We start from the raw sequence: 14,461 nt of genomic DNA on the forward strand, positions 1-14,461 counted from the left end.
CGACCTCGTGGTCGGCGGCATGACCTGCGCGTCCTGCGCCGCCCGCATCGAGAAGAAGCTCAACCGGCTGCCCGGCGTGGTGGCCACCGTGAACTACGCCACCGACAAGGCCACCGTGCGCCTGCCGCAGGGCACCAGCATCGACGACGCCATCGCCACGATCGTGGCCACCGGCTACTCGGCGCGGCTGCCCGCACCGCCCGTCGCCGCCCCGGCCGCCGAGCCGATCGAGCTGGATGCCGACACCCTCACCCTCCGCCGGCGGCTGCTGATCTCGACGATCCTGGCGATCCCGGTGGCGGTGCTCTCGATGGTGCCGGCCCTGCAGTTCACCAACTGGCAGTGGCTTGCGCTCACGCTTGCCGCCCCGGTGGCCGTCTGGGGCGCCTGGCCGTTCCACCGTGCCGCCGCACTGAACGCCCGGCACGGTGCCGCGAGCATGGACACCCTGATCAGCGTGGGTGTGCTCGCCGCGTTCGGCTGGTCGCTCTATGCCCTGTTCCTCGGCGATGCCGGAATGGCCGGCATGACCATGCAGATGGACCTGAGCATGACGGGGTCGGGGTCCGCCGAGATCTACCTCGAGGTCGCCGCCGCCGTGACCGTGTTCATCCTCGCCGGGCGCTACGTCGAGGCCCGCGCCAAGACCCGCTCCGGCGCGGCCCTGACGGCGCTGGTGAACCTGGGCGCCAAGGACGTCGCGGTGCTCCGCGGAACGCTGGAACAGCGCATCCCGATAGCCGAACTCGTCGTCGGCGACGTGTTCGTGGTGCGCCCCGGCGAGAAGGTCGCCACCGACGGCATCGTCGTCGACGGCGCCTCGGCCATCGACACCAGCCTGCTCACCGGCGAGACCGTGCCCGTGGAGGTGGGCCAGGGCGACACCGTGGTGGGTGCCACGGTCAACGCCGGCGGCCGTCTCACGGTGCGCGCCACCCGGGTCGGCGCCGACACCGAACTGGCCCGCATCGGCCGCCTGGTCGAGCAGGCCCAGACCGGCAAGGCGCCGGTGCAGCGGCTCGCGGACAGGGTGTCGGCGGTGTTCGTGCCCATCGTCTTCGTCATCGCGCTAGGCACCCTGGCCACCTGGCTGGTGCTCGGCGCCAGCGCCGAGCAGGCCTTCACGGCCGCCGTGGCCACCCTGATCATCGCCTGCCCGTGCGCGTTGGGCCTGGCCACTCCCACGGCGTTGCTGGTGGGCACCGGCCGGGGCGCCCAGCTGGGCATCCTCATCCGCGGGCCGCAGATCCTGGAGTCCACCCGCCAGGTGGACACCATTGTGCTTGACAAGACCGGCACCGTCACGACGGGGCGGATGGCGCTGCTCGGCGTGCACGTCACGGCGGCGGTGTCCGCCGACGCCGGCGAGACCGAACTCCTGCGGTTCGCGGGCGCGGCCGAGGCCGGCTCCGAGCATCCGATCGGCGTTGCCGTCGTGACCGGAGCCGCAGCTCGGGTCGGCGTGCTGCCGGCGGCCACCGACTTCGCCTCGGCGCAGGGCTTCGGCGTGCAGGCCGTCGTCGACGGGCACCTGGTGCTCGTGGGGCGGCCACGCTGGCTCGCCGACGAGTGGCAGATCACCCTGCCGAACGACCTGCAAGCCACGCTCGACACCGTCGAGAGTGCCGGCCAGACGGCCGTGGTCGTGGCTTGGGATGGCGAGGCCCGGGGCATCCTGACCGTCGCCGACGAGGTCAAGCCCTCCAGCGCCGCGGCCGTCGCACAGCTGGTGGCCCTGGGCCTCAGCCCGGTGCTGCTCACCGGGGACAATCCCACCGTGGCACGCTCCGTGGCCGACCAGGTGGGAATCGGCGAGGTCTTCGCGGGAGTGCTGCCCGCGGAGAAGGTGGAACGGGTGCGTGCCCTGCAAGCCGCCGGCCACGTTGTGGCGATGGTCGGGGACGGGGTGAACGACGCCGCGGCTCTGGCCGCCGCCGACCTCGGCATCGCGATGGGCACCGGCACCGACGTGGCCATCGAGGCCAGCGACATCACCCTCGTGCGGGCCGACCTGCTCGCCGTGGTCGACGCCATCCGGCTCTCGCGGCGCACCCTGGGCACCATCAAGGCCAACCTGTTCTGGGCGTTCGCCTACAACGTGGCCGCGATCCCGCTCGCCGCGCTCGGTCTGCTCAACCCGCTCATCGCGGGCGCGGCGATGGCGCTGTCGTCGGTGTTCGTGGTCACCAACAGCCTGCGCCTGCGCGGGTTCCGAGCGTCGAGCTAGCGCGCTCCGCCGGCCGTGCCGTGCCGGGCGGCCGGCAGTCGCCAGGCCAGCACGGCCGTGACCAGACCGACGATGCCGAACACGACCTGCAGCGGGTGGAACCCGATCAGCGAGAACTGCACGATCTCGAAGAGCACCAGGCCGACTCCGGCGGCCAGCGAGAGAAGGCGGGCGTAGGGGCCGCGGCGCCACTGCCAGAAGGCGGTGACCGCGAAACCGAGCCCAACGAACAACGCCAGGGCGGCGCCGGGCAGCAGCCAGGTCTCGAACACGGTGCCCTCGAGGGCCGCCGAATCGGCCATCAGGAGCGAACCGTCAGGGGCCAGCATCCCCCGAGTATCGTCCGGCGGCCGGTTGAGCGCGAGGGGCGGCGAGCACGGTACGGCACGGCGGCACAGCACGCATCCGGCGACCCCTAGCCGCGGGGACGGCGGGTGCGCATGCTCAGCTGCACCGCCACCGCGGCGATCAGCATCAGCACCACGGCAATGATCGACGTGACACCCACCCCGCTGTCGAACGCGGCCTTGGCCGATTCGGTGAGCGCGTGAGCGTCGGCGGCGGGCAGCTCGCCGGCCACGCCGAGCGCACCACCGAGGGTCTCGCCGGCCTGGGCGGCCGCGCCCCGGCCGAGCCCGTCGGGCAGCACCACGCTGGCCCGGTAGGACGCCGCAAGGATCGCGCCGAGCACGGCCGTGCCGAGCACGGCACCCAGCTCGTAGGCGGTCTCGGAGACCCCGGCCGCGGCACCGGCCTTGTCCGGCGGCACCGAGCTGAGGATGGTGTCGTTGGAGATCGTCTCCGCCGCGCCGACGCCCACCGAAAGGATGCCGAAGGCCAGAACCACGACGGCGGCGGTGAGGTTCTCCCGCAGCAGCACGATCAGGCCGAAGCCCACCGCGGAGAGCAGGATGCCGCCCACGATCACCAGGCGCGGCGGCACCCGCCGCACCACGTAGGCCGAGGCCAGGCCGGCCACGACCGACAACACGGCCCCGGGCAACAGCAGCAGGCCGGCGGCGAGCGGGTCGAGGCCGAGCACCAGCTGCAGGTGCTGCGACACGAAGAACAGGAAGCCGACCAGGCTGAACACGGCGAGGAAGTTGGCCAGCACCGACCCGGCGAACGGGGCGTGCTGGAACAGGGTGAGGTCCAGCAGCGGGTTGTCGATCCGCAGCTGGCGGCGCAGGAACATCGCCCCGGCCAGCAGGCCCAGCAGCAGCGCGCCGACACCGAGCACCCCGACACCGTCGTGAGTGAGGGTTTTGATCGCGAAGACCAGCGGGGCGAGGGTGAGCAGCGACAGGGCCACGCTGAACAGGTCGATGCGGAGCGGCGCCGGGTCCTTCGACTCGGGGATGAGCACCCCGGCGAGGGCGACGAGCGGCAGCAGGAACGGCACCGCGATGAGGAACACCGCACCCCAGTGGAAGTGCTGGAGCACCACACCGCCGACGATGGGGCCGAGGCTGGAGCCGGCCGCGAAGGCGCCGGCCCACACCGCGATCGCCAGGGTGCGCTGACGGGCATCCAGGAACAGGCTGCGCAGCAGCGACAGCGTGGAGGGCATGATCATGGCGCCGAAGAAGCCCATCACCGCGCGGGCCACGATGAGCATCTCGGCGGTGGGCGCGAACGCGGCCAGGGCCGAGACCACGCCGAACCCGGTCGCGCCGATCAGCAGCAGCTTGCGCCGGCCGACCCGGTCGCCGAGTGTGCCCATGGCCACCAGCAGCCCGGCGAGCACCAAGGGGTAGATGTCGACGATCCAGAGCAGAGTCGTGCTGCTCGGGCGCAGGTCCAGGCTGATCGCCGGCAGGGCGAAGCTGAGCACGGTGTTGTCCACCGAGATCAGCAGCACCGGCAGCATCAGCAGCACCAGGCCCGCCCATTCGCGGCGGCCGGCGCGGGGTACGGCGGTGGAGAGGTCGGAGGTGCGGATGTCGTCTGTGGTGCTCATGTCTACCTGGCTGAAGATTCGGGGTTCCGGGGAACGGCGAGTTTTACTGCACCATCGGGTACAGCAGATTTAGACTATACCACCAAGTACAGTAAAGTGGCGGTCATGGCCCAACACCGCGACAGCGCCCGCGAGAGCATCCTCACCGCGTTCCAGGAACTGCTCATCGACACCAGCGGGTCCGGCGCGTCGCTGGACGCCGTCGCCCGTGCAGCCGGCGTCACCAAGGGCGGGCTGCTCTACCACTTCGGTTCCCGGGACGGCCTGGAGACGGCGCTCATCGACAGGCTCGAGAGGCTGGCCGACGCCGAATACGAACGGATGCGCGCCGCCCCGGCCGGCGCCGCCGCGTCCTACGTGGCGATGGCAGAGTACGTGAACAGCCCGCTGGACCGGGCGACCCTGGCCGGCGGATCCCTGGCCCGCCGCAACCCGCGCGCCCACGCCGTGATCGTGGACATGCGGCGGCGCTACTTCGACATCCTCAACGAGGATCTGCGCGACCCCGACCTGGCCCGGGCCACGATGCTTCTGGCCGACGGGCTCTACTACGACGCCACGACGATCGGCGAGCCCTTCGAACACGAGCTGGACATCCCCGCGTTCCTGGCCCGCCTCGCCCCGCGAACGGTGAGCTAAGCACCCGAACCGCCGGTTTTCGGGGCCTGACTCACGGCTCGCGAGAGGGTCAGGCGGCCTCGGCGACCTCGGCGGCGGCGACCGCCCGGTAGAGGGACGCCAGCAGCAGGGGCAGCTGGCTGGCGGGCGCATCCGGTGCCTCGGGGTGCCACTGCACGCCGGTGATCGGGAGGGTGCGGTGCTCGACGGCCTCGACCAGACCGTCGGGGGCGGTCGCCACGGGAGTGAGGCCGGCGCCGAGCCGGCCGACGCTCTGGTGGTGGGCACTCTGCACCGAGATGCGGGTGTCGCCGAGCGCCGCGGCGAGGGTGCTGGTGGAGCGGAGGACGACGGCGTGGGTGGAGAGGATCTCGTCGATGGGCACGCCGATGTTGCGGTGGATGCCGTCGTCGATGTGCTGGACGAGGTCGCCACCGAGGGCGACGTTGATGATCTGCAGTCCGCGGCAGATGCCGAGCACCGGGGTGCCCCGGTCGGCGGCGCGCTGCACGAGCGCGATCTGGCCCTCGTCGGCGTCGATGAAGTGCGGCGTCTCGCCCGGGTAGCCGGCCCGTGCACCGTAGAAGCGCGGGTCGATGTCTTCGCCGCCGACGATCACGACGGCATCGGCCGAGTCGGTGAGGTCCAGCAGCGCGGGGGCGTCGAGGTCGGCGGCGGCCAGGCGTACGACGGTCCAGCCGCCGTCGGTGCCGGCGTCGACGACCGTGGCGTTGAGGGTCTGCACCTTGGCGTGGTACTCCGGGCGATCGGGCCGGCTGCGGGTGACCTCGATGACGGCGAGGGTGGGCCGTTCGGGCAGCGACGGCGCGGGCAGGGCGGTCATGGTGGCGAGCTGGGTGGTGGTCATGACTCGCCTCCGTGACGGGATCGGGTGGTGGGGTGCGGATGGTGCGGGTTCCAGTGTGCCTGAGCCGCGCCATCGGCATCCGGTTCGCGGTAACAGGGCGCAACAGTGCCGGGGGTTCTATGCTCGACACGTCACCGCATCCGAGGGAGATCATCAATGCAGCCCAGCCGTACGCGCAAACGACCGGCACTCCCCCGGATAGGCGCGGCCGTGGTGCTCGGGGCCGTCCTCGCCGTGCTCGGGGTAGGAGTCGGCGAACCGCAACCCGCCAGGGCGGATGACCCGGTGACGTTCGATCAGAGTCACATCGTCGACACCGTCGGAGCGCTCGGCGACCGGGAGCCCGAGGTGGTCGCCGCCCTCGATGAGCTCTTCGCCGGCACCCAGATCGACCTGTTCGTGGCCTACGTGTCGAGCTTCGACGGGGTGGACGACACGTCGACCTGGGCCGACCAGACCGCCGTGGACAACGGGTTCGGCGACAACGATGTGCTGCTGGCCGTGGCCACGGATGACCGGCAGTACCAGCTGTCGGTCGCCACCGACTTCGTGCTCGACGAGGCCCAGCTCGCCGAGGTGCAGAACACCGCCATCGAACCGTCGCTGCGGGAGAACGATTGGGCCGGCGCCGCCATCAACGGTGCCGCAGCCATGGAGCAGAGTGTGGCCGGCGAGCCCCTCAGCGCCCCCGTCATCACTCCTGGCGAGGCCGGCCCGAGTTCCGGCGGCTCCGGCGGCGGTTTTCCGCTCTGGATCGCCGTGTTGCTGGTGCTCGCCGTGGTTGGTGGCATCGTCGCGATCGTGATCGTGGTGCTGCGGCGGCGCGGCACCGCCCCCGTCACCGGCCAGGGCAAGCCCACTGACGAGGTGCCGACGGCCGAGCTGAAACGGGAGGCGTCGAGCGCGCTGATCGAGACTGACGACGCCATCAAGACCAGCGGCCAAGAGGTGGGCTTCGCGCTCGCCTCGTACGGGGCTGCCGCCGCGGAACCCTTCCAGGCCGCCGTGAGCGGCGCGGCCGGCAAGCTCAGTCAGGCGTTCACTTTGCAGCAGCGCCTCGACGACGCCGAACCCGACACCGAGGAGCAGGTGCGGGCCTGGTACCGCCAGATCATCGCCCTGTGCGCCGAGGCCAACCGTGCCCTCGACGAGCAGGCCGCCGCCTTCGACGAGTTGCGCCAGCTGGAGGCTAACGCCCCGGCCGCCGCGGCCGAGCTCGACACCGAGCTGGCTGCCGTCGATGCCCTCCTCGACCAGGCCGAGGCCCGGGTGGCGGAACTCGCCACTCGGTACGCCCCCGCCGCGATCGACACCGTCGCCGACAACCCCGAGCAGACCGCCGAACGGCTCACCTTCGCCATCAACGCGCTGGCCGAAGCCCGCACCCAGCTCGCCGCCGGCGAACCGGGCGCCGCGGCCGTGGACATCCGCGCGGCTGAGGAGGCCATCGACCAGGCCAAACTGTTGGTCGACGCCGTCGACAGGCTGGCCGCCGACCTGCAGCGGGCGGAGGCCGGCATCCCTGCGATGCTCGCCGACCTCGACACCGATCTGGTCGCCGCCCGCTCGCTGCCCGCTGCGGGCGAGGCGTCGGCCGCGGTTCCCGGGGTGATCGCCCGCACCGAGCAGACGCTGGCCGAGGTGCGCGCCAGCCTGGCCGCCCCGCCGATCAACCCGATCGAGCTGCTGCGCACCCTCGAGGCCGCGAATGCCGCCATGGATGCCGCGCTGCAGGGGGTGCGCAACGCCCAGTTGCAGGCGCAGCGCCTGCAGGCGGCGTTGGCCCAGAGCCTGCAGTCCGCGCGCAGTCAGGTGTCGGCGGCGGAGGACTTCATCACGGCCCGGCGCGGTGCGGTCGGCGCCGAGGCGCGCACCCGCCTGGCCGAGGCCGGCCGGTTGACCGCGCAGGCCGACTCCCTCGTTGCCAGTGACCCGGCCGCCGCGCTGGCCGTGTCCCAACGGGCCGGCTCGCTGGCCGCGGAGGCGACGGCCCTGGCCCGGCGCGACGTGGACAGTTTCTCGACCAATGACGATGACTTCGGCGACTTCTTCGGCGGTGGCGGGGCCAGCCGGCGCGGCGGCAGCAACGGCTCGATGGGAGCCGTGCTCGGCGGCATCCTGATCGGCCAGATCCTCGGCGGCGGCGGTGGGGGCGGAGGCATGTTCGGTGGCGGTGGCGGCGGTGGCGGCTTCGGAGGGATGGGCGGTGGCGGTCGTCGCAGCAGTGGCGGCGGCTTCGGCGGTGGCGGACGCCCCGGCAGCTTCGGCGGCAGCGGCACCCGCGGCCGGCGGGGCGGTGGCGGCCGCTTCTAGAACTCGCCTGAACCTCCCGCCGCGAGATGACAGTTGAGGCCCCTTAGATGCTCAGGAAGCGGCCTGAAGTGGCGACTCGCCGTCGGCATGCCGCAACAGACCCTTTCAACGAGCCGGAAGGGGCACTGTGCCGCAACTGCGCGAGACTCCTACCGCCCGAGCGCGAACAGGGGCGGGGCCGGGATGTCGACCGTCAGGTCGGCGAGGATCCGGCCGACGGTGGGGGTGAACTTGAAACCGTGGCCGGAGAAGCCGGCGCCCACGATCACCGGGCCGCGCCGGTCGAGCACGAAGTTCGAGTCCGGCGTGGTCGTGTAGGTGCAGCTGATCGCGGCGAAGTCGTCGGGGTCGGCGCCAGGCAGCCATTCTCGGGCGTAACGGCGCAGGGCCAGCAGCTGCTCGGGCTCGGCGGTGAAGTCCCGGTGGTCGGGGTCGACGACGGGGCCCACGCCGTGCCAGCCGGCCTTGATGCCCTCCCCCGGTGTGTGCATTCCGTAGACCGGGGACCGCCAGTACCCGTAACCGGGCGTGCCGGGCCGGTAGCCGTGATTGAAGCCCGGCCAGGTGAAGCTGGTGTCGAGCACGGCGAAGTGCGCCGGCTGCTCCTGGGTGACCACCAGGCGCGGCAACGGCAGCAGCCCGGCGAGCCGGGTGTCCGCCCAGGCGCCGAGCGTGACGATCACCCGTTTGGCCTCGAACTGTTCGGTGTCGGTGTCTACCAGCACCCTGTCATCGCCGATCACCGTCAGCCGGGTGGCCGGCATACCGTGCTCGATGCGCGCGCCGTGGGCGGCCGCAGCGGTCTGCAGTGCGTCGACCGACGCATCCGCGTTCAGGCGGCCGGCCTCCGGCGTGTAGAGCACCTCGGTGTCGAAGCGGATGCCCGGCCAGCGTTCCCGCGCGGCGTCGACGGCCAGCAGTTCGGGGTCGAACCCCACCGAGGTGAGGGCCGCGTGCACCGCCGCGAACGGTTGACCCTGGCCGTGGTTGACCAGGCCCACCTGCTCGAGCAGCGTGGTGTCGGTGTCGTCCTCGAGCTCCCGCCAGAGCCGCAGCGCCTCTACCAGCATGGCCACGTAGGTGGGGTCGGAGTAGCTGAGGTTGAAGTTGCGGGAGGCGCCGTGCGAGGCGCCGGTGGTGTGCCCCCGGTCGAAGCGTTCCAGCAGGGTCACCTCGCGGCCGCGGCGGGACAGCTCCCAGGCGGCCGCTGAGCCCATTGCGCCGCCGCCGAGCACCAGGGTGTCGACACGGGTGGTCATCCGAGCACCTGGCGCACTGTGAAGTCGAGGGCGGCGACGGTGAGGGCGATCGAGGCCACGTCGATGCGTTCGTCGTTGCCGTGGAACAGCATCCGGAAGGTGCCGTAGTCCCAGCGCGGGCTGAGCAGGCCGAAGCCGTAGGCGGGGATGCCGCGGCGCCGGTAGAACCGGGCGTCGGAGCCGCCGACGCTGAGCACCGGCAGCAGGTCGGCGTTCGGGTAGGCGCGGGCGACCGCGGAGCTCAGCGCGGCGAACAACGGGGTGTCCACCGAGGAGCGGGTGGCGGCCTCGAACCTGTCGCCGACGATGTCGATGTCGACCATCAGCTCGCCGAGGGCGTGGCGCAGGTAGGCGTCCACGTGGCCGGCGTCGGTGCCGGGCAGCACCCGGATATCGAGGTCCACGGTGGCCAGCGACGGGATGACGTTTTCCTTGCTGCCGGCGCGCACGATGTTGGGCGAGATGGTGGTGTGGCTGGAGGCGTGCGCGAAGCCGGCCAGGGTGCCCAGCTCGTGCACGGCGTCGTCGATGCGGGCCGGGTCGGTGAGCCGCTCGGCCAGCTCGGCGGGCAGGCCGAGCACCGACACGTAGTGCCGCCAGTCCGCGGTGATCTGCACGGGCGCCTCGAACCGGGCCAACCGGCTCACGGCCTCGGCGGCGATCACGGCGGCGTTGCGGGCGCCCCAGGGCGCCGAGCCGTGGCCGGGGGTGCCGTGCACCACCAGCCGGCGGCCGGCGATGCCCTTCTCCCCCACCGTGGTGGTGATCGACGGCCGCACGCCCACGGGCGCCCCGCCGGATTCGGTGAGCACAAAGTCGGCGTCGATGAGGTCGAGCCGGTGCTCGGTGAGCCAGCCCACCCCGTACCGGCTGCCGCTCTCCTCGTCGGCGACGGCCGCGAAGACCAGGTCCCCGCGCGGCCGGAACGGGCCCATGGCGAGGTCGCGGATCACGACGGCGTAGCTGGCCGTGAGGTAGAGCATGTCCAGGGCGCCCCGGCCCCAGATCTCGCCGTCGACGAGCTCGGCGGTGAACGGGTCGCGGCTCCAGCCGTCCAGGTCCACCGGTACGACATCGGTGTGGCCGACCAGGGCGAGCGACGGGGCGGTCTTGTCGGTGCCGCGGAGGCGGGCGATCAGCGATGCCCGGCCGGGGTGCGGTTCCACCACCTCGAGCTCGAGCCCGGAGCCGGCGAAGAACCCCTCGAGGGTGCGCACGCTGCGGATCTCGCCGCCGGAGTCGGCGGTGCCGTCGTTCACACAGGCGTTGCGGATGAGATCGCGCAGCAGGTCGACGGTCTGGCGGGTGAGCACATCCGGGTCGGTCATCAGCGCACCATTCCCGCCAGGCTGTGGGCGAACTCGTCCAGAATGGCCCGGCCGGCCGGCCAGGCGCCGAGCTTGCTGGCCGCGTTGAGGTGCCCGGCGTTGCCCACGTCGACGAAGCCGGCGCCCCATGCGGCCGCCAGGTTACGGGCGGTGCCGAGAGCGCAATACGGGTCGTCAGCACTGGCAATCACCAGGGCGGGGACGCCGAGCAGGACCGGTTCGGCCGAACGGAAGCTCGGCGCCGCCTGCGGGAACCCTGCTCCGAACCGATCCGGCGGCGCCACCAGCAGGGCGCCGCGAACGCGGCCGGGGTTCTGCGCCAGCCAGGCCGCGGCGGCCAGGCAGCCCAGGCTGTGCGCCACCAGGATCGTGTCCGGCGTGGTGACGGCCGCGTCCACGGCGGCGATCCAGTTCTCGAGGTCAGGCTCGTCCCACGAGGCCGGGCGGATGCGCACGGCATCCGTCTGTGTCGCCTGCCAGCGGGACTGCCAGTGCTTCTCGTTGGAGTCGTTGATGCCCGGCACGATCGTCAGGCTCAGGGGGGTCGGCATGCAACACACACTATCCGCCGCGGCGACGCTGCCGATGAATCGGGCGAAGGTGCAGGGGAACGCGGTAGCTTCTTAGCGTTGACACCCTTCGAAAGGACACTCACATGACCAAGCAGTCGATCTTCGGCCGCATCGCCCAGCTCACCCGGGCGAACATCAACGCGATGCTGGACTCCGCGGAAGACCCCCAGAAGATGCTCGACCAGATGGTGCGTGACTTCACCAACAGCATCGCCGATGCCGAAAGCGCGATCGCCGAGACCATCGGCAACCTGCGCATGCTCGAAGACGACCACCGCGAAGACGTGCAGGCCGCCGGCGAGTGGGGTCGCAAGGCCCTCGCCGCCAGCCGCAAGGCCGACGAACTGCGCACGAATGGCAACGCCGCCGACGCCGACAAGTTCGACAACCTGGCCAAGGTGGCCCTCGGCCGCCAGCTGCAGTCCGAGAAGGAGGCGAAGGACGCCGAACCGCAGATCATGAGCCAGACCGCCGTCGTGGAGCAGCTCAAGACCGGCCTGAACACCATGAAGACCAAGCTGGGCCAGCTCACCGCCAAGCGCAGCGAACTCATCGCCCGGTCCAAGACCGCTGCCGCGCAGTCGCAGGTGATGGATGCCGTGAAGAGCATCGACATGATGGACCCCACCAGCGAGGTCAGCCGGTTCGAGGAGAAGATCCGCCGCGAAGAGGCCAAGGTGCGTGGCGCCAGCGAACTCGCCGCATCCAGCCTCGACGCGCAGTTCGAGAGCCTCGACGACCTCGGTGAGCTCACCGAGGTGGATGCCCGCCTCGCCGCGCTCAAGGCCGGCTCGCCCTCCTCGATCGAGCAGTAGCGCACCGCCTCACACAGCGTGAATCCGGAACGGCCACGGGAATACCCCGGGGCCGTTCTGTATTGTCACCACCATGACTACTCTCGGAATCATCGGTGCCGGTCATATCGGCAGCCAGCTCGCCCGCCTCGGCGTGGCCAACGGATACGACGTCGTGGTGAGCAACTCCCGCGGTCCGGCGACCCTCGAGGGCCTGGTGGCCGAACTCGGGCCGCGGGCCCGCGCCGCCCTGCCCGCAGAGGCCGCCGCGGCCGGTGATCTGGTGATCGTCACGATCCCGCTGCACGCCATCGACACATTGCCGCTGCCCGAACTGGCCGGCAAGCTCGTGATCGACACCAATAACTACTACCCCCAGCGGGACGGCAACATCGTGGCCCTCGACGAGGAGACCTCGACGACCGCCGAGCTGCTGCAGGACCTGCTGCCGGACGCCAGGGTCGTGAAGGCGTTCAACCACATCTACGCCGCGGACCTCACCACCGACGGCCAGCCGGCCGGCTCGGCGAATCGCCGTGCCCTCGTCATCGCCGGCAACGACCCCGAGGCCCGCGCGGTCGTCACTGCGCTGCTGGACGACTTCGGTTTCGACACCGTGGACCTCGGCCCGCTGAACGAGGGCTGGCGGATCCAGCGCGACACCCCGGGCTACGGCCCGCGGATGGACGAATTCGAGCTGCGCGAGGCGGTGAGCGCGGCCATCCGTTACCGGGACATGCCGCAGGCGGTCTAGGCCGACGCCCCCGAACTGGCAGATGCGCCCGGCCGGGGCCGAGGGGCATACTGGGGTGGTGTCCCCCAACTACGTGGTCGTGCCGCAGTGGCAAGGTTCGGTTTCTCCGCGCGCGATGCGCCTGGTCGACGGGGCGGAGGCGATCCAGGGCGACCTGCCCTCCTCGGTCACCTTTCCCGTCGACGTGCCCGCCGAAGCGGGCGATGCCCTGGACACCGGCATCCACCGGTTCTCGGCGCTGCTGACGGTGCGTGACCGGCAGTTGGCCGTGCTCCGAGCCGGTTCGGAGCCGGTGCTCACGATCGGCGGCGACTGCGGGGTGTCCTTCGGCGCCGTCGAGCACGCCTCCCGCCGGCACCCCGGCGACATCGCGCTGGTCTGGTTCGATGCCCACCCCGACCTGCACACCAGCGAATCCTCGCAGTCCGGTGGCTTCGGTGGCATGGTGCTGCGCGCCATCCTCGGTGACGGCGTCGACGGTCTCGCGCTCGACGCCGATACCCGGCTCAGCCCGGACCGGGTGGTGCTGGCCGGCGTGCGCGACATCGACCCGGCCGAAGATGTCTACATCACGGAGCAGGGCATCCCGCTGGTGCCGGTGGAGGATTTCGGCACCCCGGCGGCGGTCGTGGCCGCGGTCAAGCGCACCGGCGCCGCGCACGTGTATGTGCACATCGACCTCGACGTGCTCGATCCTGCCACGATCGTCGGCCTGTCGAACATCTACCCGTTCGGTCTGGCCGTGGAGGGCCTCACCGCCGCGATCACGGCGCTCCGCGCCGAATTCTCTCTGGCCGGCGCCACCATCGCCGGCTTCGCGCCGTCCTCCCCCGAGGCTGCCAACGACGACCTGCCCAGCATCCTGCGCATCATCAGCGCGATCACCCGCTGACGACCTTTTCGCTTGCCTGATCGAAGGAGATCAACCATGACCACGGAGGACTTGAGAGTCGTGACCGAGCGGCGCGGGCACCTGCTGCTGATCGGGCTGAATCGGCCCGAGAAGCGCAATGCGGCTGACTTCGCCATGTTGCAGCAGCTCGCGCTGGCCTACGGGGAGCTGGAGCGTGACCCGGAGCTGCGCGTGGGTGTGGTGCACGCTCGCGGCGAGCACTTCACCGCCGGGCTCGACCTGGCCGATGTGGGCCCGCGGCTCGGCCCCGACGGTATCGACATCGTGCCTGAGGGCGGCCTCAACCCCTGGCAGGTCGACGGCACCGCGCTGACCAAGCCCGTGGTGATCGCCGTGCAGGGCACCTGCCTCACCCTGGGCATCGAGCTGATGCTGGCCAGCGACATCGTCGTCGCCGCCGAGTCCACCCGGTTCGGCCAGATCGAGGTGAGCCGGGGCATTCTGCCGTTCGGCGGCGCCACGATCCGGTTCCCGCGCGCCGCCGGCTGGGGCAATGCCATGCGCTGGCTGCTCACCGGGGACATGTTCGACGTCAGGGAGGCGCACCGGATGGGGCTGGTGCAGGAGATCGTACCGAACGGTCGCGAGCTGCACCGTGCCATCGAGCTCGCCGAGCGCATCGCCGCGCAGGCGCCGCTGGCCGTGCAGGCCACCCTCGCCAGCGCCCGCACGGCGCTCCGTGACGGACCCGCAGCGGCCGAGGCCGAGCTGCAGCCCGCCCTGGCGCGCCTGGCCGGGTCGACGGATGCCCGCATCGGCATGGAGGCGTTCCTCTCGCGCCAGCCCGCCGCGTTCCAGGGACGCTAGTCTGGCGAACTCTGGATTCCTCCCGGGAACGGTCGGTAGGCTGCGACG

General features: G+C 71.6%; 13 protein-coding genes. 7 read left to right on the forward strand and 6 right to left on the reverse strand.

The genetic code is table 11. The features are described 5' to 3' along the window. Window positions 1–19: 19 nt before the first annotated feature. A complete protein-coding gene (locus E3T22_RS07170; RefSeq protein ID WP_134480497.1) occupies window positions 20–2,227 on the forward strand; it encodes a cation-translocating P-type ATPase in 2,208 nt (735 codons plus the stop codon). Here the strand turns inward: E3T22_RS07170 and E3T22_RS07175 are convergent. Beyond that, window positions 2,224–2,556, reverse strand: coding sequence for a hypothetical protein (locus E3T22_RS07175; RefSeq protein WP_088455379.1), 333 nt, complete (start codon window positions 2,554–2,556; stop codon window positions 2,224–2,226). The genes E3T22_RS07170 and E3T22_RS07175 overlap by 4 nt on opposite strands. 86 nt (window positions 2,557–2,642) lie before the next feature. Next, the gene (locus tag E3T22_RS07180; RefSeq protein WP_134480466.1) at window positions 2,643–4,187 is read right to left on the reverse strand and encodes an MFS transporter; all 1,545 of its coding nucleotides are present in this window, start codon (window positions 4,185–4,187) and stop codon (window positions 2,643–2,645) included. A 105-nt stretch (window positions 4,188–4,292) separates the two neighbouring features. On the opposite strand from E3T22_RS07180, the gene E3T22_RS07185 reads away from it, so the two are divergent. Then, a complete protein-coding gene (locus E3T22_RS07185) occupies window positions 4,293–4,826 on the forward strand; it encodes a TetR/AcrR family transcriptional regulator (RefSeq protein ID WP_103431496.1) in 534 nt (177 codons plus the stop codon). Between the two features lie 49 nt (window positions 4,827–4,875). Here E3T22_RS07185 and E3T22_RS07190 read toward each other — a convergent pair whose 3' ends face one another. Continuing rightward, the gene (locus E3T22_RS07190) at window positions 4,876–5,673 is read right to left on the reverse strand and encodes a gamma-glutamyl-gamma-aminobutyrate hydrolase family protein (protein WP_241983625.1); all 798 of its coding nucleotides are present in this window, start codon (window positions 5,671–5,673) and stop codon (window positions 4,876–4,878) included. A 156-nt stretch (window positions 5,674–5,829) separates the two neighbouring features. Between E3T22_RS07190 and E3T22_RS07195 the strand changes: the two genes are divergently transcribed. Further along, window positions 5,830–7,986 (forward strand): TPM domain-containing protein, encoded by a 2,157-nt coding sequence (locus tag E3T22_RS07195; RefSeq protein WP_134480465.1) that lies wholly within the window; start codon window positions 5,830–5,832, stop codon window positions 7,984–7,986. A 149-nt stretch (window positions 7,987–8,135) separates the two neighbouring features. Here E3T22_RS07195 and E3T22_RS07200 read toward each other — a convergent pair whose 3' ends face one another. From E3T22_RS07200 to E3T22_RS07210, 3 genes are read right to left on the reverse strand one after another with little or no spacing between them, the layout of a single operon-like run. Beyond that, window positions 8,136–9,245, reverse strand: a complete 1,110-nt coding sequence (locus tag E3T22_RS07200) for an FAD-dependent oxidoreductase (protein ID WP_134480464.1) — start codon at window positions 9,243–9,245, stop codon at window positions 8,136–8,138. Next, window positions 9,242–10,573 carry a M20/M25/M40 family metallo-hydrolase gene (locus E3T22_RS07205; protein ID WP_134480463.1) on the reverse strand — a complete coding sequence of 444 codons (1,332 nt, stop codon included), beginning with the start codon at window positions 10,571–10,573 and terminating at the stop codon, window positions 9,242–9,244. The genes E3T22_RS07200 and E3T22_RS07205 overlap by 4 nt, the downstream gene beginning before the upstream one ends. Beyond that, window positions 10,573–11,124, reverse strand: a complete 552-nt coding sequence (locus E3T22_RS07210) for an alpha/beta hydrolase (protein ID WP_166789028.1) — start codon at window positions 11,122–11,124, stop codon at window positions 10,573–10,575. Before E3T22_RS07210 ends, E3T22_RS07205 begins: the two co-directional genes overlap by 1 nt. A gap of 104 nt (window positions 11,125–11,228) precedes the next feature. On the opposite strand from E3T22_RS07210, the gene E3T22_RS07215 reads away from it, so the two are divergent. The 4 genes from E3T22_RS07215 (at window position 11,229) to E3T22_RS07230 (ending at window position 14,413) form a co-directional block, all read left to right on the forward strand. Continuing rightward, window positions 11,229–11,960 carry a PspA/IM30 family protein gene (locus E3T22_RS07215; RefSeq protein ID WP_088455373.1) on the forward strand — a complete coding sequence of 244 codons (732 nt, stop codon included), beginning with the start codon at window positions 11,229–11,231 and terminating at the stop codon, window positions 11,958–11,960. Window positions 11,961–12,033: 73 nt separating this feature from the next. Then, window positions 12,034–12,693, forward strand: a complete 660-nt coding sequence (locus E3T22_RS07220; RefSeq protein WP_088455372.1) for an NADPH-dependent F420 reductase — start codon at window positions 12,034–12,036, stop codon at window positions 12,691–12,693. A gap of 58 nt (window positions 12,694–12,751) precedes the next feature. Further along, on the forward strand, window positions 12,752–13,585 hold the full coding sequence (locus E3T22_RS07225) for an arginase family protein (protein WP_134480462.1): 834 nt from the start codon (window positions 12,752–12,754) through the stop codon (window positions 13,583–13,585). Between the two features lie 36 nt (window positions 13,586–13,621). Beyond that, window positions 13,622–14,413 carry a crotonase/enoyl-CoA hydratase family protein gene (locus E3T22_RS07230; protein WP_134480461.1) on the forward strand — a complete coding sequence of 264 codons (792 nt, stop codon included), beginning with the start codon at window positions 13,622–13,624 and terminating at the stop codon, window positions 14,411–14,413. The last annotated feature ends 48 nt before the right edge of the window (window positions 14,414–14,461 follow it).

Origin of the sequence: Cryobacterium sp. TMB3-10, assembly GCF_004402305.1 — a bacterium.
Lineage (GTDB): Bacteria > Actinomycetota > Actinomycetes > Actinomycetales > Microbacteriaceae > Cryobacterium > Cryobacterium zongtaii.

Excerpts from the sequence above, each read along its gene's own strand:
- E3T22_RS07215 (WP_088455373.1), top strand. The coding sequence starts at position 11,229 with ATGACCAAGCAGTCGATCTTCGGCCGCATCGCCCAGCTCACCCGGGCG.
- E3T22_RS07230 (WP_134480461.1), top strand. The coding sequence starts at position 13,622 with ATGACCACGGAGGACTTGAGAGTCGTGACCGAGCGGCGCGGGCACCTG.
- E3T22_RS07195 (WP_134480465.1), top strand. The coding sequence starts at position 5,830 with ATGCAGCCCAGCCGTACGCGCAAACGACCGGCACTCCCCCGGATAGGC.
- E3T22_RS07200 (WP_134480464.1), bottom strand. The coding sequence starts at position 9,245 with ATGACCACCCGTGTCGACACCCTGGTGCTCGGCGGCGGCGCAATGGGC.
- E3T22_RS07180 (WP_134480466.1), bottom strand. The coding sequence starts at position 4,187 with ATGAGCACCACAGACGACATCCGCACCTCCGACCTCTCCACCGCCGTA.
- E3T22_RS07175 (WP_088455379.1), bottom strand. The coding sequence starts at position 2,556 with ATGCTGGCCCCTGACGGTTCGCTCCTGATGGCCGATTCGGCGGCCCTC.
- E3T22_RS07220 (WP_088455372.1), top strand. The coding sequence starts at position 12,034 with ATGACTACTCTCGGAATCATCGGTGCCGGTCATATCGGCAGCCAGCTC.
- E3T22_RS07205 (WP_134480463.1), bottom strand. The coding sequence starts at position 10,573 with ATGACCGACCCGGATGTGCTCACCCGCCAGACCGTCGACCTGCTGCGC.
- E3T22_RS07210 (WP_166789028.1), bottom strand. The coding sequence starts at position 11,124 with ATGCCGACCCCCCTGAGCCTGACGATCGTGCCGGGCATCAACGACTCC.
- E3T22_RS07190 (WP_241983625.1), bottom strand. The coding sequence starts at position 5,673 with ATGACCACCACCCAGCTCGCCACCATGACCGCCCTGCCCGCGCCGTCG.
- E3T22_RS07170 (WP_134480497.1), top strand. The coding sequence starts at position 20 with ATGACCTGCGCGTCCTGCGCCGCCCGCATCGAGAAGAAGCTCAACCGG.
- E3T22_RS07185 (WP_103431496.1), top strand. The coding sequence starts at position 4,293 with ATGGCCCAACACCGCGACAGCGCCCGCGAGAGCATCCTCACCGCGTTC.